The sequence below is a fragment of the Vibrio aquaticus genome (assembly GCF_003970385.1).
Classification (GTDB): Bacteria; Pseudomonadota; Gammaproteobacteria; order Enterobacterales; family Vibrionaceae; genus Vibrio; species Vibrio aquaticus.
The window spans coordinates 1,294,431-1,315,656 of sequence record NZ_RXZH01000001.1 but is presented as its reverse complement, the minus strand read 5'-3'; the positions used below and the strand labels follow the sequence as shown (position 1 = coordinate 1,315,656).

Sequence of the window (21,226 nt, the reverse complement as noted above, 5' to 3'; positions counted from 1 at the left end):
TACAAAAAAGAGCCAACGGACTTCGTTGACTCTTTTATAAACTGGATATGATCCTCTATTGGACAAAAATGCGTTGAAGCATGAGATCGCAAGTGTTTCCTTCGATAAGGTTAGTTTGTGGAAAGTTAAGTAGACGGCTCTGTTTCTTTTGAAATATTATTTGATGATGGATGGAAGCTGCCTGGGAGGCGGCATAAGATAGGGAATAGAATCGCTTGTGAATTATCAGACCTTTCAGCCACACCGAGAGCTAGAATCGCTAATCAGTTGCTACTGGACTTTGGAAGTCCCTAAAACGGAAGACACTCAAAGACAACGAATCATTCCAGACGGTACCATCGAAATGGCATTTATTCTTGGAGACGATATAAAAAGATATACCTCTGAAGATAGCTTCATAATACAGCCTAGAGCGATGGTACTGGGTCATACCATCGCACCTTGTTATATTGAACCGACGGGGTACGTCAACACATTCGCCATTCGTTTTTACCCTTATGGATTTGCTAACTTTGTAAATGGACCTATCAAGGCGTTGGCAAATACCGAGACACCCTTAGCTCGATTGTTCGAGGAAAAAGCGGCTAAGAAGTTGGAACAAGACATCATCCGCGCCGAAGATACGGAGCAAAGAATAAAGATAATCGAGTCATTTTTTCTCAACAAGCTCAATGAACAGACGACGCTGGATAATATCGTCAAAACAACAATAGATGCTCTATTCGCAACAAAGGGAAGTGCGTCGATTAACACGCTCCTCAAAGAGGATTTATCCAAAAGAAGACAACTTGAGAGGATGTTCGTAAAACAAGTTGGCGTCAGCCCGAAACAACTAGGTAAATTGATTCGGCTTCAAACTGCTTTAAAAGCGATGCTTAACGAAGAGGAAAGCCTTACCCACATCGCTTATCAGAATGATTACTACGATCAGTCGCACTTTATCAAAGATTTCAAAGAATTCACCGGAGTCAGCCCAAAAGAATTTCTAGGAAATAAGAACATGGCTCTTTCTTCTATTTTCTATAAGTGAATTTAATCTGTCGCATTTTTACAATTCCTTCTTCTATCGAATACGTAATCTTTCCTTAGCATTTCAATCAGTAGGTATGAGGTTACATAAGTAACGTCATGACGAGCCTTAGCGTTGCAACGTTAGCTTTGGCTCCACTGTTTGTTGCAACACAAACCGGATGGAATCAGAAAAACCGCGATTCCGCTATGAGTCAAAAAGGAGAAGGTATGAACAGCTATATTTCTATTTTTGAAATTCCAGCATTAAATATTTCAAGAGCGATCGAATTCTACCAGGCTATTCTGGCCATCAATATAGAAAAAATGGAAATGCCAGGTATGGAAATGGGCATATTCCCTTATGAAGATCAGTCAGTTACTGGCGTTATTTTAAAAGAAGAAGGTTTCCAGCCTTCATCAAGTGGCGTAACTATCTATCTAAACGGAGGAGACAACCTACAGGTTGTTCTTGATGAAGTGGTGAAAAATCACGGGGAGATTGTTATCCCTAAAACAGCTCATGCCGATGACAGTGGATTTTTTGCCATTTTCCTTGATTCTGAAGGAAACAGAATAGGGTTACATTCTCCCAATTGATTCATCCCCTCTCTGGCTCAGATAAGGTGACCATTGACTGGTCGCATTTTACGCATAGCCAAACTTTCCAAGAAGGCAGCGTTCTTGACTCTGCCTTCTTTACATCGCCTTTCGACTAATTTTTTAATCATTTCTGGCGGCTGTGTTCGAATTTCAAAGCGTAACCCATCAAGGGACATGTCTGAGCTAGCCTACTCGACTAGCTCAAAGGTGCACACTTTAAAGCACACTGCACATAAAATGGTGACTGGATATCTTAAAGCCCTCTCGCAGGTAAAACTTATGCGCGCCAAAGCGGTTGACTCCAGAGCCTAGGTGTACTTGCTGACAACCATTTTTCTCAGCATATTGTTTAACCCAATCAAGGAAGAACTTGCCTACGCCCGCAGAACGACTCTCGCTATTGGTGACAAAGTCATCGATGTAAATGTGCTTGCCCCACGAGAGCTTTTCTCCAACGTTAAATCCGCAAACTGCAGCGCAAACACCCTCCTTCTGCAGATATGCCAGTTGATAGCCATATTCCTGCTGACGGGCAACCTTGATCGCAAGCTCTTGGATTGAAAATTCTGGCCTAAGCTGCTGTAAAACGCCCAGTGCAGCCCGCTCTTCAGAAGTAAGAAGTTCAGAAGTAAGAAGTTCAGAAGTCAGTTGTTCGCCGTTAAGCGGTGCTAGAATTGATATTTCCATGGTTAAGCCTTCGGGTTATAAAGCGGAATGTTCTCACCAATAATGTATTTCTGGCGTAGGACGCTCGATACCTTATCTAGAATCATGATCACCACCACCAGCACCAATGTGATGAAGGTGACGACATCCCAATTCCAAAGACGCATATTCTCTGCATAGACCAAGCCGATACCACCCGCGCCCACAAAGCCTAATACCGCTGCCGAACGAGTATTCGATTCCAATTGGTAAAGCGTTAGGGCTAAAAAGCTTGGGAATGATTGAGTAAAGATAGAGAAACGATGCTTTTGTAGGCTATTCGCGCCTACCGATGTCATGCCTTGCGAAGGTTTTTTGTCAGCAGCTTCATGGCTTTCAGCGTAGAGTTTGCCGAATAAACCTAAGTCTTGAACAAAAATGGCCATGACGCCTGCTAACGGACCAAGACCTACGGCACGCACAAAAATCATGCCCCAGATAGCCATATCGATACCTCGACACACATCGAAGATACGGCGCATAAAGGTCGCTGCAATACGAAACGGACCTGTCATCACATTGCGAGCCGCCAGAAAGGACAAAGGCAGTGCCACAACCGATGCGGTCAAAGTACCACCAAATACAATCGCTAGCGTGATACCAATTTGCTTAAAGTAGTACTCGAACGGCCAGTCCCAGAAGTCTCGCCACACAAACATGCTTAGGAAGTACGTTCCAATTTTTTCACAACCCATCGCAAACTGTTCTTCAGAGACGCCATAAACGGAGAAAAACAGGAAGTAGTAACCGATGATTACGGCAACCGTCAGCGCCACTAGACGCAGATAGCGAGTTTGCAGGGAAAAGACCTCAGCGTTTTGTTGTTTGATTTGGGTAATTGCTTGCTGTTCCATTATGCGCCACCACTGATAACTTTTCTTCGCAAGACACCAGACAGCGAATCGATAATGCCTACCACAATGATAATCAGCATAAGGGTAATACTGACTTGGTCATTGCGACCTAAACTTATATTGGTCATTAACTCCTGACCAATACCACCAGCGCCGACTAGGCCTAAGATGGTTGACGAACGGAAGTTAACTTCAAAACGTAGGAAAACAAACGAAAGCACTGTTGGCTTAACCTGAGGCCAAAAAGCAAAACGGATTCTCTGAATCGGGCTTGAGCCACAGGATGTTAAGCCGCGAACTGGTTTGTCAGAAATGGTTTCAATAGACTCATAAAACAGCTTGGTCAGGCTACCAATACTGTGAAGTGTCAGCGCAACAAAACCAGGGAAAGTACCGACACCAAAAGCCATGACAAACATCACCGCCCATGCCAGCTCGGGCATCGTACGTAAGAAGGCAACAAATGAACGCACCCCAACACGAACTGACGCTGGCGCATAACCATTACTTGCACACAAAAAGGCAAGAACGATAGCAACTGCAGAAGAGACCAATGTCGCTGCCATCGCGACGTTGATGGTTTCCCAAAGGAGTGGGATCTGAATATGCAGGCGATATCCCCAATAAATCAGTGACCCTGGTACCGCGTGACCAGCCTCATCACGGCCCGCAAACAGATGCTGCCAAGAAAGGTCTGGAATGGTGTCGTAGATATAATCAAAAAGCGACGGGGCGTTATTAATAATCTGGCGGAGACTAAACTCAGCAAAGTGTCCAGAAAGCAAATAAAGCAGCATAAACATCCCTGACCACATGAATGCGTCGGTTTTCTGTTTACGGCGAACCTGCTGATAATAGTGTTCGAACTGCATAACAAATCCAAAGATACAAAAATAGTGAAGAGCTTACTCCCCAACCACGTTCACTTTGCAGTGGGGAGTAAGCTAAGCCGCAAGGGGCATAGAGAAGGCTTAACGCTTAGCGAATTTCGTCGCTTTAACCAGGTCGATGATCGATTGGTATTCGGCAACGTTTGTATCCGCTAGGTGCAGCGTGCCACCCGCAGCTTTGCTGAAACACTCATTTTGTTCCGCAGATAGCTTCTTGATTGCTGCCGTTAAGTCTGCTTTGAACTTAGGCTCAAGGTTATTGCTTACCAGCGTTGGGCCATTTGCAATCAATGGCGATTTCCAGATGATGCGGATTTTGCTCATTAGATCTTTATCGTGATCAAGGTAACGACGGATGGCACCCGCGCTGTAGCCTTCATTCTCATTACCTAGCATTGAAGACCAAGTGACCGCTGCATCAAACTGGCCATTGATAACACCAACGATGTCTTGCTCGTGGCCGCCAGAGAAACCGACTGACTTAAAGTAGCCGTTGTACGCGTTATCCATATTACCGCCTAGCGATTGCTCAAGCTGGTTGTTTGGAATAAGGAAACCAGACGTCGAGTTTGGATCAGCAAATGAGAAATCTGTGCCTTTTAGATCTTCAATGGATTTGAACTCACTGTCAGACTTAACCAAGATCACCGAGTGGTAACCACGCGAATCATCGGTATTGTCAACCGTGATACCCACAAGCTCGACTGCGTCTGGGTCGTTTAGGTAGATTTCGGCAAAAGACTTAGGAGACATATTGATGACTAGGTCGATCTTGTTGCCTAGTAGCCCTTGGATTACCGCGTTGTAATCCGTTGAGTTACGGATGTTTGTCTTAACACCCAACTCTTCTTTTAGAAACTCTGCTACACACTGGTTGTCGCCAATTTGCTGAGCTGCATTTTGGCCACCAAGAATACCGAGGTTGATTTCCTTTGGTGCTGCTTGAGCATTAAAAGTCGCCATTGAAGCTGCGATCATACCTAGGGCAAATACCTTTTTCATTTTCTATCCTTAACTCTAAAGATTTTGAGCGTTTGTGCTCGTTGCGTGTATTAAGTGGAATAAAAACTATTGAGCTGCGTTTAGCTCACCTGATCGATTTCGTCACCGTACAGCTGGTTCAAAATCTGTTCATTCAATCCAGATGGATGGCCGTCATAAATCACCCGACCTTTTGCTAGACCGATAACTCGTGTGCAGTACTGTTGAACCAGTTCAATTGAATGCAGATTCACCATCACACCAACCCCATCGGAGGCGACTTTTTGTAGCGCTTCCATAATGCGGACTGTGTTTTTAGGATCGAGTGAAGCGACTGGCTCATCGGCAAGAAGAATCTTAGGTTTTTGCATCATGGCGCGGCATATCGCGACACGTTGTTGCTGACCACCAGATAGGTTTTCAGCGCGCTGAAGTGCATACGGCAACATGTTGAGCCATTTGAGGAGTTCGATGGCTTCCGCTCGATCTTTGTCGCTAAACACTTTAAGCAGAGACTTGAACGTAGAGGTAAAGCTGAGGCGGCCAAGCAGTACATTCGAAATAACGTCCAAGCGAGGCACTAAGCAGAAGTCTTGAAAAATCATGCCACAGTGAGTGCGCCAGTTGCGGAGCTCTTTGCGGTTCATGCTCAGTACATCGTCTGTAGTGAGGTCAGTATGGACGTTAAGGATATGCCCACTGGTCGCGGGTATTGTGCCGTTCAGTGTATGCAATAACGTCGATTTACCCGCTCCTGAGCGCCCCACTACAGCAACAAATTCACCCGCTCTCAGCTCGAAGCTAATCCCGTCCAGTACCAGTTTCTCTTGCTGATACGCTTTAGTCAGATTCTGGACCTCTAGCACCTTGCGCCCAAGATCGATTAACGGTGCTTCAAAGGGGTCATTGACGACCTCAAATAGCGGTGCAGCCATTGCCATAATGTTTCTCCATGATCTATAAAATACTGGAGCAATTACAATTCAAATAGTTGAAGGAAATTGTTCAATTTAATGACACTTAGGTTAATTAATGCTCTAGACAGATATAAAACACCACGACCTCTTTTTCCTAAGTTACATAAACTTACTGACCAACAGAGGGGTTGTGGGCACATAAAATTTAATCAGCTATGACAACAAAGAAACAGAATCTATCTAACACTTATCTGTAATCAGTTGGTCATGAAACAGGCTGAACCATAGGGAAAAGAAGCGCCGCAGACGTGGATGGAACGTGAGGGGGCTTCGTCGGCAATCGAAACCCGTTAAACGCTTATGATAAGGTGAACGCTATTGCTCAAAAACGCTAAGGAACTCTGCCGCGCCTTTTTGGAACAATGGTAATGCTTGTGCAATTTGTGCATCTTGCCAATCCCACCAGGCGAGAGCTTCTAAACGCTGCGCGATTGTTGGATCATCAAAACGAGAACGTAGAGGTTTGGCTGGGTTTCCAACCACAATGGTGTAAGGTGCAACATCCTTAGTCACTACGCTACCAGCGCCGACAATAGAACCATTGCCAATCGTCACTCCCGGCAAGATGATCGCACCATGCCCAATCCAAACATCGTGACCAATGGAGACTTTGTCTTCTGCACGCCATTCAAATACCTCGTCATCGAGTGACTGAGAACTCTCCCCTAGCCCATACTTTCCCGGTCGATAGGTGAAGTGGTGTAAGGTGGGCCTCCACCAAGGATGATTGCTTGGGTTCACACGGACTGATGAAGCGATTGAGGTAAATTTTCCGACATCGGTGAACATCAAATCACAGTCATTTTGGATATAACTGTAATCGCCCACTGAAACATTATTTAGCTTGCAGCGCTCTGCGATCTCAGTCCAACGCCCGAGCGTCGTGTTGTGAATGCGAGAACAGCTAGCAATTTGCGGTTGATGAGAAAGCTGCGCTGATTCAGGTTGGCTTGGTACAGATGGGCTCATATTTTTATCTCCTGATTGTCCCTAAGCAGGTGAAGACTTTGATTAAAGAAATTTGGATGATCGTGCGCCCACTCAAGTAAGGTATGGCTAAGGTGAGTTAGCCCCATATTGACAGGCTGACAACACTCGAAAACATCCAGAATCTGGTAGATATCGTTATGGTTTTTCGACAAACGTGTCTGCTCGCAGTCTATTGGCGGAAAGCTACAATCGATGATCATCCACTCGACATCACGTTGTGCTAACCACGCTTTTGTTTCCGGTGGCAGACCGTTGGTATCCGTCAGGTAAGCAAAGCACTTTCCCTGATACTCAAAGCCATAACCCAAACAGAGTTTGGAGTGAATCAACGGCAGTGGCGTAATGGTAATACCTTGCCAATAAAAGGATTCAAAGGGCTGAGTTCGAGATGAGAAATCCAAACAACCGGGATGCTTGTAGAGATCATCACAACCGATCGGGTCATCTGGTGAGAGCACGGGGATCGTCGGCCCCTTACCCGTTCTAAGGTCAAACAGACTGATCACATGATCCATGTGGTAATGCGTTAGTAAGATCGTGTCTATACTGCCAGATGGAAACCGTTTGAGCAGATCCGGCGCATTTGCATCGAGCAACAACTTCTGACCATTGTGCTCTAACAAGGCGGACGCTTTTTCTCTTCTCAACGAAGTATCGCTTTGAGCTTGGATGCAAACCGAACATTCACATCCATATACCGGGATCATCTCTGAACCCGCCGTGCCTAATAATGTCAGTTTCACGCTGTGTACTCCTTGCCAGTCACACCATCACCTTGACTCACGCTGTAATTAGCTCCTAAGGTTACGGTTCGATGGATTTGCCAAAATTGCTCTGCGGCCTGCTCTAGGCTTTGGCTATTGTCGAGCTCAAAGACTCCCTCAACATCGCCCAAACAAAACTGTTGGCTTCGCAATAAACGGCGCTCGATCTCTTCATCGGTTTCACGTCCTCGTTGTATTAGACGCTGCCTTAAAACACTTGGTGCAACCGTGACAACCATCGGAACTAATGCCTGACCAAAAACCGCTTGAGCTTGAGCCAATTGAGCCCGAGAGCCATTTAAGATGACGTTGTGGCCTTGCTCTAGCCAAGAAAGCACCTCACTGCCGACACCATAATGATTGCCATGGGCTACCCAGTGCATCGCAAAGAGTTGATTGTCTCTGCGTGAAGAAAACTCAGCTTCACTCAGCGCGACATGATTCTCGCCACCAGCATTAGCGCACCGAGTGATGTAGCGATGAGCAACCATAAACTGATCCACATAACGATGGCGCACGGTTTCTATCAGACTATCTTTGCCGACACCTGATGGGCCAACGACATAGAAAAGCTTACCTATAAGCCCCTGCCTGCTAGGAACAAAAGAAGCATCCGAGGATGCTTCTTTGATAAGTGTTTTTTCCATTGTTAGAAAACCTTCTTGCCTTGACGCCAAACACGCTTCACCAATGGGTGGCCGTCGACTTTATGGGCTAACACCATATCGGCACGCTTGCCTTCGGCGATCACTCCTCGGTCATCTAAGTTGAGTGCTTGTGCTGGGTGCTTAGTCACTAACTTTACTGCTTGTGACAACGTCAAGCTGTTACGCTCATCGGCGGCTAGCATATAAACGCCTTCCAGAAGACTCATTGGGTAATAATCGGAAGAGAGAATATCCAACACCCCTAGTGACGCTAATTCATGCGCCGCCACGTTACCGGAATGTGAGCCACCACGGACAACGTTAGGTGCGCCCATCAACACCTTAAGACCTAACTCGTGGGAGCGTTTTGCCGCTTCAATCGTGGTCGGAAATTCGGCTATTACCATACCGAGTTCTTTCGATTCGGTGACATGCGCTTCGGTCGCATCATCATGGCTTGCGGTTGGAATGCCTAGCTCACGACATTGACGGCAGATCTCGTTGCGGTTTTGGCTCGACCAACGCTCTGACAACGATATTTGGCGAGCTTCATACGCTTCCATTTCATGATCCGCTAAGTTGTACTTGGCCTGATAATAGGTTCTGAACGCCTCAAGGTTCACAAATTGACGTTGACCAGGCGCGTGATCCATCAGGGAGACGAGCTGCACCTCCGGTAGGTTCACAAACTTCTCAAATGCTGGCACTGTGCTTTCATGTGGCACTTCGCAGCGTAGATGCAGGCGATGTTCAGCGCGGGTTAAGTTGCGCTTTTGGCTTTCAACCACGGTATTGATGAACTGCTCAAGGTTGGCTTGGCGTTTCTCATCTCGATAATCCCCCAGACAAACGGCATCAAGTACCGTCGTAATCCCAGAGCCGATCAATTGAGTGTCGTGAGCACTCATGGCAGAAAATGGCGGCCAATCCACTTTAGGACGTGGAGTGAAGTACTGTTCAAGGTTGTCTGTATGCAGCTCAATAAACCCCGGCATTAGGTGGCCATTTTCACCATCAAACGCTTGAGGAAGTTGGCTTTGGGTATCAGACATACTGGTAATGATGCCATCTTTGATTTCAACCGAGCCTTTTACAACTTCGTTATCTAGAACTAGATTGACATTGGTAATGATCATGCTGCTATCTCCCTTATGCGCAGGCTGCCATGGATTGTGTTTTCTTGACGTCGTACAAACGGTCGGCGACTTGGCCTCTTGTCTCTTGGTCGTGGAAAATCCCCACGATAGCGGCGCCGCGTTGTTTAGCTTCATTAATCAAGCTCACGACAACCGCACTGTTGGTGGCATCTAAAGAGGCGGTTGGCTCATCGAGCAACAGGATTGGGTAATCGACGATAAAACCACGAGCAATGTTGACGCGCTGCTGCTCACCACCCGAGAAGGTTGCTGGGGCAAGGTGCCACAAATGCTCCGGTACATTGAGACGAGTCAATAACCGCTTTGCTTTTTGCTCTGCCTCTTGTGGGCAGCCGCCCATTTCTAGCATCGGTTGCATCACCACTTCTAATGCGCTGATGCGTGGAATCACACGTAAGAACTGGCTAACCCAGCCGATGGTGTGTTTGCGTACATTGATGATTTCGCGCGGCTGAGCAATGGCAATATTGACCCAACGACCTTGGTGCAACACCTCGATATCACCACTGTCGACAAGGTAGTTGGCGTACAAAGCACGCAGCAACGTCGACTTTCCTGAACCTGAGCTGCCGTTTAGTACCACACACTCGTGGCTCGCAACGGAAAACTCTGCGCCATTTAGCACTTCAAGTGCCACGCTATTTTGGTTATGCAGAACGAAGGTTTTGCTTACGTTCGACACCTTGATTTTGGTCTGATTTGTCATCTGCTTATTCCTAATTCTGCAATACCGAAGAGACCAGTAACTGTGTGTATGGGTGCTGTGGATCATCGAGCACTTGGTCGGTCAAACCCATCTCAACCACTTCACTGCGGCGCATCACCATCAGACGGTGTGCCAGCAGACGTGCAACGGCCAAATCATGAGTCACGATCACCACCGAGAGGTTGAGTTCGGTCACTAAGCGGCGCAGCAAATCAAGCAGCTTGGCCTGAACAGACACATCCAGCCCTCCGGTTGGCTCATCCATGAAAATAAGCTTTGGGGAAGTCACGAGGTTGCGTGCAATTTGCAAGCGCTGCTGCATACCACCAGAGAAAGTCGTTGGCATGTCATCAATGCGATCGGTTGGGATCTCAACATCGCTCAGCCACTTGGCCGCCACTGCTCGGATATCACCGTAGTTACGCTCCCCGACTGCCATTAGGCGTTCACCAATGTTACCGCCAGCTGAAACACGCGCGCGCAGACCATCCATTGGATGTTGGTGTACAACGCCCCATTCTGTGCGCAGCAGTTGGCGACGTTCGCTTTCTGCCATCTTATAAAGATCAGCTAATTGGCTAAGCTGCTGGTCACCGCTACCACGCACATACAACACCTCACCACTGTCTGGAGTTTGGCGACCCGACAAGGATTTAAGTAAAGTACTCTTGCCTGAACCAGACTCGCCAACGATGCCAAGGACTTCTCCTGGAAAAAGGTCAAAGCTGACATTGGTAAAACCTTTACCCGGCGCATAAAGCATAGAGAGTTCACGTACAGACAGTAACGGGGTTTCCATGTCGATGTTCATTGATGGGTTGCTCATGAAAAACTCTCCTGTACAGCTTCATTTTTAGCGACTTGCTCTTGGCAGAAATCGGTATCGGAGCAAACAAACATATGGTTGCCAGCATCATCCATTACGACTTCATCAAGGAAGGTATGGGTAGACCCACAGATCGCGCAGCAATCGTCCCAGCGCTGAACCTCAAATGGGTGGTCATCAAAATCTAAACTACGAACCTTGGTATAAGGTGGGATGGCATAGATGCGTTTTTCACGACCTGCCCCAAACAGTTGCAGGGCTTCCATCTCATCCATCTTCGGGTTATCGAATTTGGGAATTGGCGATGGGTCCATGATGTAGCGATCGTCAACGCACACTGGGTAAGCATACGAGGTTGCGATATGGCCAAATCGAGCAATATCCTCATACAGTTTGACGTGCATGATCCCGTACTCTTCTAATGCGTGCATCTTGCGCGTCTCGGTTTCACGGGGTTCGATAAAACGAAGTGGCTCAGGGATTGGCACCTGATAGACCAGAATCTGCCCATTCTCTAGTGGCGTCTCGGGGATACGGTGACGAGTTTGAATGATGCTCGCATCTAACGTCTTTTCTGTCGTCTTAGCATCGGCGACCGATTTGAAGAACTCACGAATCGAGACTGCATTGGTCGTGTCGTCAGCGCCTTGGTCTATCACCTTTAACGTATCGCTGGTGCCGATTATTGCGGCTGTAACCTGCACACCACCGGTACCCCACCCATACGGCATTGGCATCTCGCGGCCACCAAATGGCACCTGATAGCCCGGAATAGCCACGGCTTTTAATAATGCACGGCGGATCATGCGCTTGGTTTGTTCATCAAGGTAACCATAGTTGTAGCCCGCCATACCTTGTTCGGCAGTTGAAACCATGCTCATGACTCATTCTCCTTGCTACTGTCGTGCTCTTTGTGCATTTTGCGCAGCAATTCCAGTTCTGATTGGAAATCTACGTAGTGTGGAAGTTTAAGGTGAGAAACAAAGCCGGCCGCCTCAACGTTATCTGAGTGAGAGAGCACAAACTCTTCATCTTGAGCTGGGCCATCAACCATCTCGCCATATTCGGGCGCCTGAAGAGCGCGGTCTACCAATGCCATCGACATCGCTTTGCGCTCGGTTGAGCCAAAGGTGAGACCGTAGCCGCGAGTGAACTTCGACTTTTCGGTTTTACTTCCTTCGAACTCGTTCACCATCTGACATTCGGTCAACTCGATCTCGCCGATATCAATCGCAAAGCCCAACTCTTCAGGCACAAGTGACATGGCACATTGGCCAATGCGAATCTCACCAGCAAAAGGGTGATTACGCCCATAGCCACGTTGCGTTGAGTAGCCCAAGGCCAACAAGAAGCCTTCATCACCACGGACAAGATTTTGCAAACGTGCACTGCGGTCACATGGGTAAGTCACCGGATTCATGGTGATATCTTGCGGTGTTTTTTCGTCATCTGCTTCGACTGTCATCAGATCGAGCTTCTCAAGCATTTCCATCACTTGTGGGCACGCTTGCATTGGTTCTGATTCAGAAGAATCAAGGTGTGGGGTTTCACCTTCCGCGAGCAGAGTAAAGTCCAACAATCGGTGTGTGTAATCGTAAGTTGGACCTAACACTTGGCCGCCCGGCAGATCTTTATAGATGGCAGAGATTCGGCGCTCGATACGCATCTGGCTGGTCTCGACAGGCTGCGTCACCGACAAACGAGGTAGCGTAGTACGGTAAGCGCGTAACAAGAAAATAGCCTCGACCAGATCGCCATTGGCCTGCTTTACCGCAAGTCCGGCAAGCTCAGGGTCGTAGATGCCACCTTCCGTCATCACTCGGTCAACCGACCCTGCGAGCTGCTGGCAAATTTGCTCAACGCTGAGTTCATTGATATCGCTATTACCGCGGCGCTTCTTCGCTTGTAACTGGTGAGCGTTATTGATGGCCTTTTCACCACCTTTTACTGCGACGTACATGCGGTCACCTCAATCTTGGTTGTGCGTGGAATGGCGAGTAGCGCTTCACCGCTAACAAGCAGTAAATCAATACCGATCGGAAAGGCAAATTGGTCTTGGCGCTGCTCCAAAAACGCGATAAGTGACGCTGGCATTAAGTCACTGTCGATCTCAACCTGAGTTTTAATTCCAGGACCGGTTAAGCGCAGCACTTGGCTTGTCGTTTGCTCTGACGCAAGAGAAAGCGCCTTCAGTTCAACAATCACCGTGGTTGACGAGTCTGGGTATTCTTCATTACCTACGTAGAAGGCTGCATCCCCCCATGAGAACTCAGCAAGGTCTTGCTCTGCTATGACAGCGAAGCTGGCTTTTTCTTGTGAAGGTTCAATCGACACTCCGCAATGAAAGCGTAAATTTTCAATTAGCGTGCTTTGCGAGGCATAGCTTTTTGATAGCCATAGCGGAGTCGTGTTGTCGGTCAATGTCAGCAAAGTTTGCGTTGCTGCGCTGTGCATTGAGCTAAAGCCTGAACAGCGGTCGAGGGTAATCAACTTACCTGGTTCTGACAGTGCGGTGAGCAGCTGCCTAAAGCAGTGTTGGCTATCATGTACCGCGTTAGGAAATGCGGTGGTAATTGTATTCATCTTGATATTCCATAAAGCTAGCGCTGGGCTAGCATTCGTCCTTCGAAATGTACTGAGTTCGAACTGCACCTAACGGCATTATTTAGTCTTCGCCACGAACAAGAGTGAAGAAGTCCACTTTACTGGTCGCAACCTCTTTGGCTCGTTGTTGGTCACGTTCAAATTTCAACGCCGCTAAAGGCTCAATGATTTGATGCATTAAAGCTTGGTGATGAACACCCGTTTGCAGCATGCCATCAATAACAGCGGCCAATTCAGCGTGCGGCTTGTTGCGGCCACATAGGTAGCTGTAGCCCATCTCACCTGTGTCGAGTTTGACGGCAGCACGAGTGATGGTGACATCGCCCATATTGAATGGATTGCCTGAACTGCCCATGCGAGCACGGACTTGTGCTAAGCCAATTTCTGGCTGACGAATCACTTGATAGCTCGGCTTTAGCTCTGTTGCTTGCCAATGCTCAACAAGTTCTGCGTACTGGCTCTGGGCCAAAGTAGAGATCCAATTAGATCTTTCGGTCACGTCTGTCATTTAATGCTCCATGACGATTTCGGTGGTGTCTGAACGACTGTGGGAGAAGGAAAATTCCGCCACCCTGTCCGTTCCTTTGATGATGTTGTGGGTTTTAATCGTGAGAATTGGGGTGTGCTTATCGATCTCTAGCAGTGAACATTCCTCATTGGTCGGCTCTTTTGCCCCAACACGGGTTCGTTTCCGCTCAAGTTCAATGCCAAGGCCGCGATTCATAAACTCATGCAATGAGCCCTGCCGGTAATTCTTGATGATGCTCCACCAGCTAGGATCAACCAGGTAATGGTCGATAACCGTTCGCGGTGAGATCTCGGTTTTGCGCAAGGTGCGCAGATGAATGATCTTTTCGCCTTGAGCGACGTTTAGCTCAACGGCTATTTGGGACGGCGCAACAATGATGCGGCTCTGAATCACCTCACATCGCGGGCGTGCTCCTTGCTCAATCAGATTCTTGGTGAACTTTGCGTCTGCATTCACAAGGTACTCGTCTGGTTGGCTCATCACTCGATTACCTTTGCCTTGATGACGCTGGATAAGCCCCGTGTTCACCAACTCGTCAATCGCACGTCTTAGGGTGTGACGATTGACTGCAAAGCGTTCAGCCAGTGAGCTTTCTGATGGAAGAAAATCCCCCACCGCATAGTGCTCACGAACCTCTCGATCCAGTTTTGTTGCTATGTCTAGATAAACGGGCATAACCCCTCCAAGCATAAATGGCGATACAGTCACTAAAGGTGCTTACCGCCAGCTTTTAGAAAGGCAGATATCCGGGCAATTTCCGCATTTATCGGCCTTGGAACAGCAACAACTTTGCCGAGGTTATATGAACAAGGGGTGTCAAAAGGGTTTCAGAAATAAGTCATCGTCAGTGAACGAGATACTTATCTAGACAAGTGAAGATCTACGCAATATGCGGCGTTAGTAAAGGCAGGTTTGTTCAATCACTAAATTGGTTGATGTAAAGGTTTAACCAAACCTTCATATAAGCGGTAAAAAGAGATTACCTAGGTTAGTGCCAGTGATACTTGGTTTGATGAAGTGAACTATGCGAAGAGAGATGGCTCTCACCTGACTAAAGTGGGACTGATCATGAAAGGTAGTCAGATGCTTATGGACGCATTGTAACGGTGAGAAATGAAAAGTCCGGCTGATTAGCCGGACTTTTGTATTTGAGCCGATTACTTTGGCTGATGGCCCGTTTTCTTGGCGAGCTCTTGCATTGCTTCAGCGAACGTTGTTGTTGCGCCTTTGGGCTTAACCTGCACAACCTTGTACCCCATCTTTTCTAACGCTTGGCGCTCTGCCAACACGTCTTTATCGTCTTGCTGGCTACCTTGAGCAGGTTGATGAATGTAACACCCCTCTAATTGGCCATCTTCAACCAGTTGGTGGTGTTTCAGTGCGTTGATATCTAGATTCATAGTACTTCTTTTCGTTTAAATGGGGGGTTCTTTAGCAAAGGCGTCAAATATACAATTTTATCGCTGCTACCAATAGGTATTTAGCCATGAAAAGTGAATCTAAACACCGCTGTCCAATCGAATATAAGTCATCTCAGAAGTACGCAAAAAGAGTCAGCCTGACGGTCTAACTCTTTTAAAAAAACAAAGGGGATAGTGAAGCGCTGTGACAGGTTACATACGCTTTAACGGCTTAACCACACTATCTAGCCCTTCATTCTTCACGAGCCATTTTGCCATATCAAGCGTTAACGAGTATGTGTAACTCAGTCAAGTCATAAGCTCAATAGGCTTTAGATACAGAGCGTGAACACAGCTCTAAAACCAAGCAATACACGTTATTTATTTAACCATTTTAATAACACATGATTGGTTTCTTCAGGCTTTTCTTGCTGAATCCAATGACCGCAGTCTAGGCTGATAATATCTACGTTGGGAACAAATTGTGATAGGTTTTCAGATTTTGGTATCACATCCTTCTCACCGTAAATCATTAGTGTTGGATGGAGAATGACTGGATCGACCTTTGCCAATAAGTGCCAATTTCTGTCAAGGTTTCTGTACCAATTAATGCTTGCGGTAAAACCGGATGACTCAAAAGCGGAAACAAATATCGCGAGCTCATTATCAGTCAGTATTGAGCGGCCTTTGGTAGATTTCGCCTTAGCAAGGTTGATCATCATCATGCCTGGTTCTGGAGTACTCTCTGGCGGAGCAATTCTGTATAAATTATTAAAAAATCGGTAGGTATTTTGCTCTAGAATTGTATCAGCAACACCGGGCTGTCGATTAAAATGGACGAAATAGTAATCTTCTCCCAAATATTGTTCCATTAGTTCTATCCAAGGTCTTTCTCCGCGTTCCTGGTAAGGTAGAGCAAGGTTTATCACCTTCTTTACACGGCTTGGATGCAGCAAGGCTAGGCCCCACACCACCATTGCTCCCCAGTCGTGACCTACAAAAACCGCATTTTTATAACCAAAATAATCTAAAAGTGCTGTGAGATCCGAGGTTAAATGTTCAATATCATACGCTTCAACATCAACTGGCCTCGATGACTTTCCAAAACCTCGTTGGTTAGGAACAATGACATGGTAGCCAGCTTCAACCAACGGTTTAATTTGATGTCTCCATGCAAAGGCTAGCTCAGGCCAGCCATGGCAAAGCACTATGGGATTGCCGTAATTTTGTTTACCGGCTTCAAAAACCTCCAATACCACATCATTAGCAGGAATCATTGTCGCGGTAGGAAAGTTGGGGTGGTCAAACATTATGGTACTCCGATAGTCATTTGAATTGTTGAGTGTGCAGCCACCACTTCAAAAAGTGCTTTGCTGACTGTGAAGACACTGTTATAACCCTTAAAGGTGCCAAAAAGTGGCACCTTTAAGGGTTAAAGTTCTAGTATGACAATTCGACAACGACAAGAAGCGATAATACGCAGCCTAAGACGCAAAGGCACAACCACCATTTCTGAACTTGCCCAAGAGGTAGGAACTTCACGACGTACGGTGCTACGTGACTTAACAGCGCTGCGCGACGAAGGTTTTGTAATTTATTCCGAGCCAGGGCGCGGAGGCGGGATCCAACTTGATCCGCACTCTGTTCAAACGACAGTGCGTCTTTCTGTTGCCGAAGTTTTTGCATTGGTGATCAGTGTCTCTTCCGTGTATGCGATAGGTGGTGTGCCTTTTACAGGGCTTGCTGATGTCGCATTGTCTAAGATTGAAAAGTCTTTACCATCGGATAAACTTCACGATTTACGACGATTGCTAGATTGCTTGTACATAGGAACACTTGCTCCGCAGGTTAACCTTACAGACATGGGCGACCCAGATTCGTCGCTGCTCCCTGAATTTGAGGCTGCTTTTTTAAAGCAATGTCCATTGAGATTTTGCTACCGAGATGCAAAAAAGGTAGTAACCGAGCGGTATGTCGAACCTCAAGCGATGCTGATATTACCTCCACTATGGTACTTGGTGGCATGGGATCCATCGCGACAGGGTTTTCGGCATTTTAGGATGGACAGGATCAGTCACCCTAGGATTATTGAAGGCGAGACCTTTAAACGACGTCATGTTCCTTTCGATGAACACGTCTCGCCAGTTCGAAATTTTGCACATAGTGTTAAGGTTGTACCATAAAGAAAAAACAAGAGTACAAGTAAGGTCGAGGTGAAACTCGCCTTGGGGCACTTCTGTGTTACGAAGTGCCAACTGTGAAGGTTCTGGACAGAAATCATTTGGACTATTTACTTAACCCCTCGATCATCGGAGTAGTGTTAGCATAGTATTTGTTTAGTCGAACTAGTCAATTTAACTGGAGCAGATCATCACTAACCCCACTCCTTAATAGCCAGTGCTTATACCATTGTTTTCGATGACTATCGATTGTTGGCGAGAACCTTTACAATCACCTTAAACTTATTGGCGGCATTGGTTTTTGTCCACAGTACATCTCCGCTTTTTGAGCAGCCAGAAATATGCTCTGGAAAAAGTTGTTTACCTTGCTCACAACCCAGCTGTAAATCGAGCTTTCTCGCACTGTTTTTGCAGTAGTCACCGCTGATAGAACCGTTGTAGGTCACGTTCACCTTTTGTAGATCAACTCCGTGTTCATTGGACCTTACAATCTCAACTCTTTCACCCTTTAACTCTTTATCATCGCAAGCACTGAAGAAGCCGTCACGTACTGCTCCTGGAATAGAGATATTGGCAATAAATTCCCTTTCATAATAGGAAAATGGTCCCTCTCTTTTTCGCGCCATTTCAAGTATTTGTTGGCCGCCAATTGAGTTTGGTGTTAGCTGCTTTATGTTTTCTAATAGAAACTGTGAATACTTCAATTCCATTTGTTTAATTTCTGCTTGAAGTTGCTCTACTTCCCCTTTCAAAATTTGTTTCTCAGTTTTTCGAGTTCGGAGTTCTTGCTTAAGTTGATCAATTGTCACATAAGCTTTTTCCAGTTTAGCGACACTGTCTTTGATGTTCATTTGAACTTCCAGACTACTGTTTGCAAAATACACTGTCCCGATAAGCAAAGCCGAGGACCCCGCGAGCTTGAGCGCTCCAACTTTAAACTCGGAACCAGATGTACCCCCCAAATATTTGTATGTAATCGTAGCAACAGCTATGCCTAATAGGATCGAAAGCAACATAGGTGGATAGTAATATCCGTATATTTGCCAAACCGTTAACATTGCAATTGGTCCTAGCAACCCAAAGATAATGATTAAAGGAAATGCGACCGAATCAGATCTTCTTCTAAATCTAGGTGATTCAGGTTCGCTCGATTGTACTGAGTCTTCTTTGTTTTTTTTCTCTGTCATTTTTTCTCCGGCATGGTTTAATATCACCATCATCTGCTCAATTTGGGACCTGATCTTGCTTATTGCGCTCGAATTATTTGTACCTCAAAACTAACAAATCATCTGAACTAGCGATTAGATACAAATCCATTTCCAAACTCTGCTGCGTAATTCGAGTTAACTAAATCAGGCTATTACGCTATGAACATCTCCTACGGATACCTAAAGCTACCCTTCAATGAACTGTATTGTTGGCCCGCCCAAGCGGGCCAATATACCCTAACTCACCATCAATCCATGTTGCGGTAAAAGCTCTCGCAGAACATACCAACGGTGATATGACGCCGCCTGATAAAAACGATAAATAGGATGCTCCATCGCCTCAGCGCTACTTCCATGGCGAAGAGCTTCAAACCCATCATTCCAATCTCTGTACTCTGGAATATCTTCCGCGATATTGAACAATTCACCGTACTGAGCTTCGTGTTTCCACTTCGCAATCCGCTCATCACCTTTAGCCTGATACTGTAAAACAGTGACAACTTTAGATGCTAAATGCTCCCAAGTCTGCTGTTGAGACTCGTCTTTCCAATCAGGATTATCGTTAGCAATTTGGGTAAAGATATTATGAATCTTTTGGCAGTACTCAGTAAAAGTCGCGACATTATCTCGCCACCCTGAATGACCTGACAATTCATACTCAAAACTCCAGTGGAGATAAGGCCTATCTGGAAACGTAACAACACTCCCATGACCGAGTGCATTGGAGACACTTTCAGCAACACTCGATTTAATATTGCGAATGATGGGGTTAAACCTGTCCCAAACACTGTTCTTTTTAGTCACAATGTAATCTTTAATTTCCCCATCTAAGTCTTTAAACTCAAAGGAAAACTGCTTTACACTGTTTCGTCGAGAGCTCACGCCAGAAAACCCATAGTGAGCAAAGGTATCAGCGTAGACATGCGCCATAACCCCTAGCAACTCTAAGAAATAGGGCTTCGTAGATTGTGCTATGTGGTTGGTACACATCTGTTGTGCAATGTCACTGTCTTTTCGACAAATCAACTTCTCAGTAAATGAATTACCTTCATTGCCAGGAAGAAAGTGAAAAGGAACCCAAACATTACGCTGATCTATAGGGTCTAGGTTTTCAAAAGAAGTGGTATGATGCGCAGTGGCCTCCACTTGACAGCTTGAAGCATCCTCTAGACTAATGCCGTTTCGCTGTGCGTTGTCATCTACAAACTGTGCAGAGGTTGCTATAATGCGAGAAGCTTCTCGGGTAAGCCCAGCAGCACGTGCTAGGCAGTAAGTTCCGTAATAATGCATATCGATTTGCATAAGTCCTCCTAGCGAACCGCGTTGATAATATCTTGTGTGAGATCCCAAGCCTCTTCACCCAATTGGCGAACATTGCTTTCAAACTCAGCCACACTCAAATTGCGTTCGGATGCCGCCTGTATCACATCCATCAAGGCTTGATATTGGGCATGACCTTTAATCGCAGGACTTAACGCCTCCAAATCAAAACGAGTGTCCAACAGTAGTTGAAGCTCTCGTTCTGCCAATTGACGGTTTGCGGTTGCAACAGACTTCTTAATTCGGTTTCTCATACTCATTTGATTTTCTCCAGGTAAGGTTGTGCTTTCTCATCGAGTTCACGAACCTTATCTAAGCCTTTATCAGCTTGATCCGATAACTCACTAAGTTGTTGGTTGATATTGTTTCTTAATTGCTCTAAATCGACACTTTCAAGTAGCTCATTCTGCACATCTTGCACTTCTCTAATGCTATTAAGATGAGCGGTAATGGTCTGATTCCCTTGCTTCATTAATGCGAAACTCTGACGGATATCAGCTAACATCACAGACTCAGCTTTTTCCAAAGGCACGACGAGCTCACGGCGCTTCGCCTCAATTTCTTCAGTCGCAACAAGCGCCCATTCCTTAACACCATTGAGTTGAGCGAGCCTATTGGGCTTATCCACGGCGACGAAGTCTTCCACTTGGTTGTCATAAAGCACTTTCCCTTGCGCCATCTCAATCAGCATTCCTTCGACTATCCAGTCTTCCAGCAACGCAGGTACCCACTCGTTGTACAAGTACTCTTCTCGCTGCTTTTTAAGGACAGCAATGTGTTTACGTACCAAGTCCATATAGGCTTGTTCCACATGTGTCATGTCCTTATCCATTTTGTAGGACAGCTCAACGACTTCTTTGGGGACCGAGGCCGAGCA

At 46.3% G+C, this 21,226-nt stretch carries 25 protein-coding genes; 3 read left to right on the top strand and 22 right to left on the bottom strand.

The window, feature by feature from the left end; translation table 11 throughout:
* Positions 1-217: 217 nt before the first annotated feature.
* Positions 218-1,030 (top strand): AraC family transcriptional regulator, encoded by an 813-nt coding sequence (locus tag EJ063_RS05695; protein WP_126573025.1) that lies wholly within the window; start codon positions 218-220, stop codon positions 1,028-1,030.
* A gap of 98 nt (positions 1,031-1,128) precedes the next feature.
* Positions 1,129-1,608 carry a VOC family protein gene (locus EJ063_RS05690; protein WP_208640342.1) on the top strand — a complete coding sequence of 160 codons (480 nt, stop codon included), beginning with the start codon at positions 1,129-1,131 and terminating at the stop codon, positions 1,606-1,608.
* 219 nt (positions 1,609-1,827) lie between these two features.
* Here the strand turns inward: EJ063_RS05690 and EJ063_RS05685 are convergent, their stop codons facing one another.
* From EJ063_RS05685 to EJ063_RS05600, 18 genes are all read right to left on the bottom strand, one after another.
* Positions 1,828-2,298, bottom strand: coding sequence for a GNAT family N-acetyltransferase (locus tag EJ063_RS05685; protein WP_126573024.1), 471 nt, complete (start codon positions 2,296-2,298; stop codon positions 1,828-1,830).
* Between the two features lie 2 nt (positions 2,299-2,300).
* Positions 2,301-3,170 (bottom strand): phosphonate ABC transporter, permease protein PhnE, encoded by an 870-nt coding sequence (gene phnE, locus EJ063_RS05680; protein WP_126573023.1) that lies wholly within the window; start codon positions 3,168-3,170, stop codon positions 2,301-2,303.
* Complete coding sequence (gene phnE, locus EJ063_RS05675; RefSeq protein WP_126573022.1) at positions 3,170-4,042, bottom strand: phosphonate ABC transporter, permease protein PhnE; 873 nt, start codon at positions 4,040-4,042, stop codon at positions 3,170-3,172. Before phnE (EJ063_RS05675) ends, phnE (EJ063_RS05680) begins: the two co-directional genes overlap by 1 nt.
* A 99-nt stretch (positions 4,043-4,141) precedes the next feature.
* On the bottom strand, positions 4,142-5,062 hold the full coding sequence (gene phnD / locus EJ063_RS05670) for a phosphonate ABC transporter substrate-binding protein (RefSeq protein ID WP_126573021.1): 921 nt from the start codon (positions 5,060-5,062) through the stop codon (positions 4,142-4,144).
* A gap of 80 nt (positions 5,063-5,142) precedes the next feature.
* A complete protein-coding gene (gene phnC / locus EJ063_RS05665; protein WP_126573020.1) occupies positions 5,143-5,982 on the bottom strand; it encodes a phosphonate ABC transporter ATP-binding protein in 840 nt (279 codons plus the stop codon).
* Between the two features lie 351 nt (positions 5,983-6,333).
* Positions 6,334-6,987 (bottom strand): DapH/DapD/GlmU-related protein, encoded by a 654-nt coding sequence (locus EJ063_RS05660; protein ID WP_126573019.1) that lies wholly within the window; start codon positions 6,985-6,987, stop codon positions 6,334-6,336.
* Positions 6,984-7,751, bottom strand: a complete 768-nt coding sequence (gene phnP, locus EJ063_RS05655; RefSeq protein ID WP_126573018.1) for a phosphonate metabolism protein PhnP — start codon at positions 7,749-7,751, stop codon at positions 6,984-6,986. The genes EJ063_RS05660 and phnP overlap by 4 nt, the downstream gene beginning before the upstream one ends.
* Positions 7,748-8,419, bottom strand: coding sequence for a ribose 1,5-bisphosphokinase (gene phnN / locus EJ063_RS05650; RefSeq protein ID WP_126573017.1), 672 nt, complete (start codon positions 8,417-8,419; stop codon positions 7,748-7,750). Before phnN ends, phnP begins: the two co-directional genes overlap by 4 nt.
* A gap of 2 nt (positions 8,420-8,421) precedes the next feature.
* Positions 8,422-9,555, bottom strand: a complete 1,134-nt coding sequence (gene phnM, locus EJ063_RS05645) for an alpha-D-ribose 1-methylphosphonate 5-triphosphate diphosphatase (protein ID WP_126573016.1) — start codon at positions 9,553-9,555, stop codon at positions 8,422-8,424.
* A 13-nt stretch (positions 9,556-9,568) separates the two neighbouring features.
* Positions 9,569-10,282, bottom strand: a complete 714-nt coding sequence (gene phnL / locus EJ063_RS05640; RefSeq protein WP_126573015.1) for a phosphonate C-P lyase system protein PhnL — start codon at positions 10,280-10,282, stop codon at positions 9,569-9,571.
* Between the two features lie 10 nt (positions 10,283-10,292).
* Positions 10,293-11,108 carry a phosphonate C-P lyase system protein PhnK gene (gene phnK / locus EJ063_RS05635; protein WP_126573014.1) on the bottom strand — a complete coding sequence of 272 codons (816 nt, stop codon included), beginning with the start codon at positions 11,106-11,108 and terminating at the stop codon, positions 10,293-10,295.
* Positions 11,105-11,989, bottom strand: a complete 885-nt coding sequence (locus EJ063_RS05630; RefSeq protein ID WP_126573013.1) for an alpha-D-ribose 1-methylphosphonate 5-phosphate C-P-lyase PhnJ — start codon at positions 11,987-11,989, stop codon at positions 11,105-11,107. The genes phnK and EJ063_RS05630 overlap by 4 nt, the downstream gene beginning before the upstream one ends.
* Positions 11,986-13,068 (bottom strand): carbon-phosphorus lyase complex subunit, encoded by a 1,083-nt coding sequence (locus EJ063_RS05625; protein WP_126573012.1) that lies wholly within the window; start codon positions 13,066-13,068, stop codon positions 11,986-11,988. The genes EJ063_RS05630 and EJ063_RS05625 overlap by 4 nt, the downstream gene beginning before the upstream one ends.
* On the bottom strand, positions 13,053-13,691 hold the full coding sequence (gene phnH / locus EJ063_RS05620; protein ID WP_126573011.1) for a phosphonate C-P lyase system protein PhnH: 639 nt from the start codon (positions 13,689-13,691) through the stop codon (positions 13,053-13,055). The genes EJ063_RS05625 and phnH overlap by 16 nt, the downstream gene beginning before the upstream one ends.
* Before the next feature lie 82 nt (positions 13,692-13,773).
* Entirely contained in the window at positions 13,774-14,220 is a 447-nt protein-coding gene (phnG, locus tag EJ063_RS05615) for a phosphonate C-P lyase system protein PhnG (RefSeq protein WP_126573010.1), read from the bottom strand.
* A complete protein-coding gene (gene phnF / locus EJ063_RS05610) occupies positions 14,221-14,916 on the bottom strand; it encodes a phosphonate metabolism transcriptional regulator PhnF (protein WP_126573009.1) in 696 nt (231 codons plus the stop codon).
* A gap of 482 nt (positions 14,917-15,398) precedes the next feature.
* Complete coding sequence (locus tag EJ063_RS05605; RefSeq protein ID WP_126573008.1) at positions 15,399-15,641, bottom strand: hypothetical protein; 243 nt, start codon at positions 15,639-15,641, stop codon at positions 15,399-15,401.
* Positions 15,642-16,018: 377 nt separating this feature from the next.
* The gene (locus tag EJ063_RS05600; protein WP_126573007.1) at positions 16,019-16,951 is read right to left on the bottom strand and encodes an alpha/beta fold hydrolase; all 933 of its coding nucleotides are present in this window, start codon (positions 16,949-16,951) and stop codon (positions 16,019-16,021) included.
* 135 nt (positions 16,952-17,086) lie between these two features.
* On the opposite strand from EJ063_RS05600, the gene EJ063_RS05595 reads away from it, so the two are divergent.
* A complete protein-coding gene (locus EJ063_RS05595; RefSeq protein ID WP_126573006.1) occupies positions 17,087-17,824 on the top strand; it encodes a helix-turn-helix transcriptional regulator in 738 nt (245 codons plus the stop codon).
* Positions 17,825-18,063: 239 nt separating this feature from the next.
* Here EJ063_RS05595 and EJ063_RS05590 read toward each other — a convergent pair whose 3' ends face one another.
* From EJ063_RS05590 to EJ063_RS05575, 4 genes are all read right to left on the bottom strand, one after another.
* Positions 18,064-19,008, bottom strand: a complete 945-nt coding sequence (locus EJ063_RS05590) for a hypothetical protein (RefSeq protein WP_126573005.1) — start codon at positions 19,006-19,008, stop codon at positions 18,064-18,066.
* 258 nt (positions 19,009-19,266) lie between these two features.
* Positions 19,267-20,331 carry a DUF6765 family protein gene (locus EJ063_RS05585; protein ID WP_126573004.1) on the bottom strand — a complete coding sequence of 355 codons (1,065 nt, stop codon included), beginning with the start codon at positions 20,329-20,331 and terminating at the stop codon, positions 19,267-19,269.
* Between the two features lie 8 nt (positions 20,332-20,339).
* Positions 20,340-20,609, bottom strand: a complete 270-nt coding sequence (locus EJ063_RS05580) for a hypothetical protein (RefSeq protein WP_126573003.1) — start codon at positions 20,607-20,609, stop codon at positions 20,340-20,342.
* On the bottom strand, positions 20,606-21,169 hold the full coding sequence (locus EJ063_RS05575) for a hypothetical protein (RefSeq protein WP_244225141.1): 564 nt from the start codon (positions 21,167-21,169) through the stop codon (positions 20,606-20,608). The genes EJ063_RS05580 and EJ063_RS05575 overlap by 4 nt, the downstream gene beginning before the upstream one ends.
* Positions 21,170-21,226: the final 57 nt, after the last annotated feature.

Excerpts from the sequence above, each read along its gene's own strand:
- phnE (WP_126573023.1), bottom strand. The coding sequence starts at position 3,170 with ATGGAACAGCAAGCAATTACCCAAATCAAACAACAAAACGCTGAGGTC.
- EJ063_RS05580 (WP_126573003.1), bottom strand. The coding sequence starts at position 20,609 with ATGAGTATGAGAAACCGAATTAAGAAGTCTGTTGCAACCGCAAACCGT.
- phnF (WP_126573009.1), bottom strand. The coding sequence starts at position 14,916 with ATGCCCGTTTATCTAGACATAGCAACAAAACTGGATCGAGAGGTTCGT.
- phnN (WP_126573017.1), bottom strand. The coding sequence starts at position 8,419 with ATGGAAAAAACACTTATCAAAGAAGCATCCTCGGATGCTTCTTTTGTT.
- phnM (WP_126573016.1), bottom strand. The coding sequence starts at position 9,555 with ATGATCATTACCAATGTCAATCTAGTTCTAGATAACGAAGTTGTAAAA.
- phnE (WP_126573022.1), bottom strand. The coding sequence starts at position 4,042 with ATGCAGTTCGAACACTATTATCAGCAGGTTCGCCGTAAACAGAAAACC.
- EJ063_RS05625 (WP_126573012.1), bottom strand. The coding sequence starts at position 13,068 with ATGTACGTCGCAGTAAAAGGTGGTGAAAAGGCCATCAATAACGCTCAC.
- phnH (WP_126573011.1), bottom strand. The coding sequence starts at position 13,691 with ATGAATACAATTACCACCGCATTTCCTAACGCGGTACATGATAGCCAA.
- EJ063_RS05595 (WP_126573006.1), top strand. The coding sequence starts at position 17,087 with ATGACAATTCGACAACGACAAGAAGCGATAATACGCAGCCTAAGACGC.
- EJ063_RS05630 (WP_126573013.1), bottom strand. The coding sequence starts at position 11,989 with ATGAGCATGGTTTCAACTGCCGAACAAGGTATGGCGGGCTACAACTAT.
- EJ063_RS05585 (WP_126573004.1), bottom strand. The coding sequence starts at position 20,331 with ATGCAAATCGATATGCATTATTACGGAACTTACTGCCTAGCACGTGCT.
- EJ063_RS05600 (WP_126573007.1), bottom strand. The coding sequence starts at position 16,951 with ATGTTTGACCACCCCAACTTTCCTACCGCGACAATGATTCCTGCTAAT.
- phnC (WP_126573020.1), bottom strand. The coding sequence starts at position 5,982 with ATGGCAATGGCTGCACCGCTATTTGAGGTCGTCAATGACCCCTTTGAA.
- EJ063_RS05685 (WP_126573024.1), bottom strand. The coding sequence starts at position 2,298 with ATGGAAATATCAATTCTAGCACCGCTTAACGGCGAACAACTGACTTCT.
- phnK (WP_126573014.1), bottom strand. The coding sequence starts at position 11,108 with ATGAGCAACCCATCAATGAACATCGACATGGAAACCCCGTTACTGTCT.
- phnL (WP_126573015.1), bottom strand. The coding sequence starts at position 10,282 with ATGACAAATCAGACCAAAATCAAGGTGTCGAACGTAAGCAAAACCTTC.
- phnD (WP_126573021.1), bottom strand. The coding sequence starts at position 5,062 with ATGAAAAAGGTATTTGCCCTAGGTATGATCGCAGCTTCAATGGCGACT.
- EJ063_RS05660 (WP_126573019.1), bottom strand. The coding sequence starts at position 6,987 with ATGAGCCCATCTGTACCAAGCCAACCTGAATCAGCGCAGCTTTCTCAT.
- EJ063_RS05605 (WP_126573008.1), bottom strand. The coding sequence starts at position 15,641 with ATGAATCTAGATATCAACGCACTGAAACACCACCAACTGGTTGAAGAT.
- EJ063_RS05690 (WP_208640342.1), top strand. The coding sequence starts at position 1,129 with ATGACGAGCCTTAGCGTTGCAACGTTAGCTTTGGCTCCACTGTTTGTT.
- EJ063_RS05575 (WP_244225141.1), bottom strand. The coding sequence starts at position 21,169 with ATGACACATGTGGAACAAGCCTATATGGACTTGGTACGTAAACACATT.
- phnG (WP_126573010.1), bottom strand. The coding sequence starts at position 14,220 with ATGACAGACGTGACCGAAAGATCTAATTGGATCTCTACTTTGGCCCAG.
- EJ063_RS05590 (WP_126573005.1), bottom strand. The coding sequence starts at position 19,008 with ATGACAGAGAAAAAAAACAAAGAAGACTCAGTACAATCGAGCGAACCT.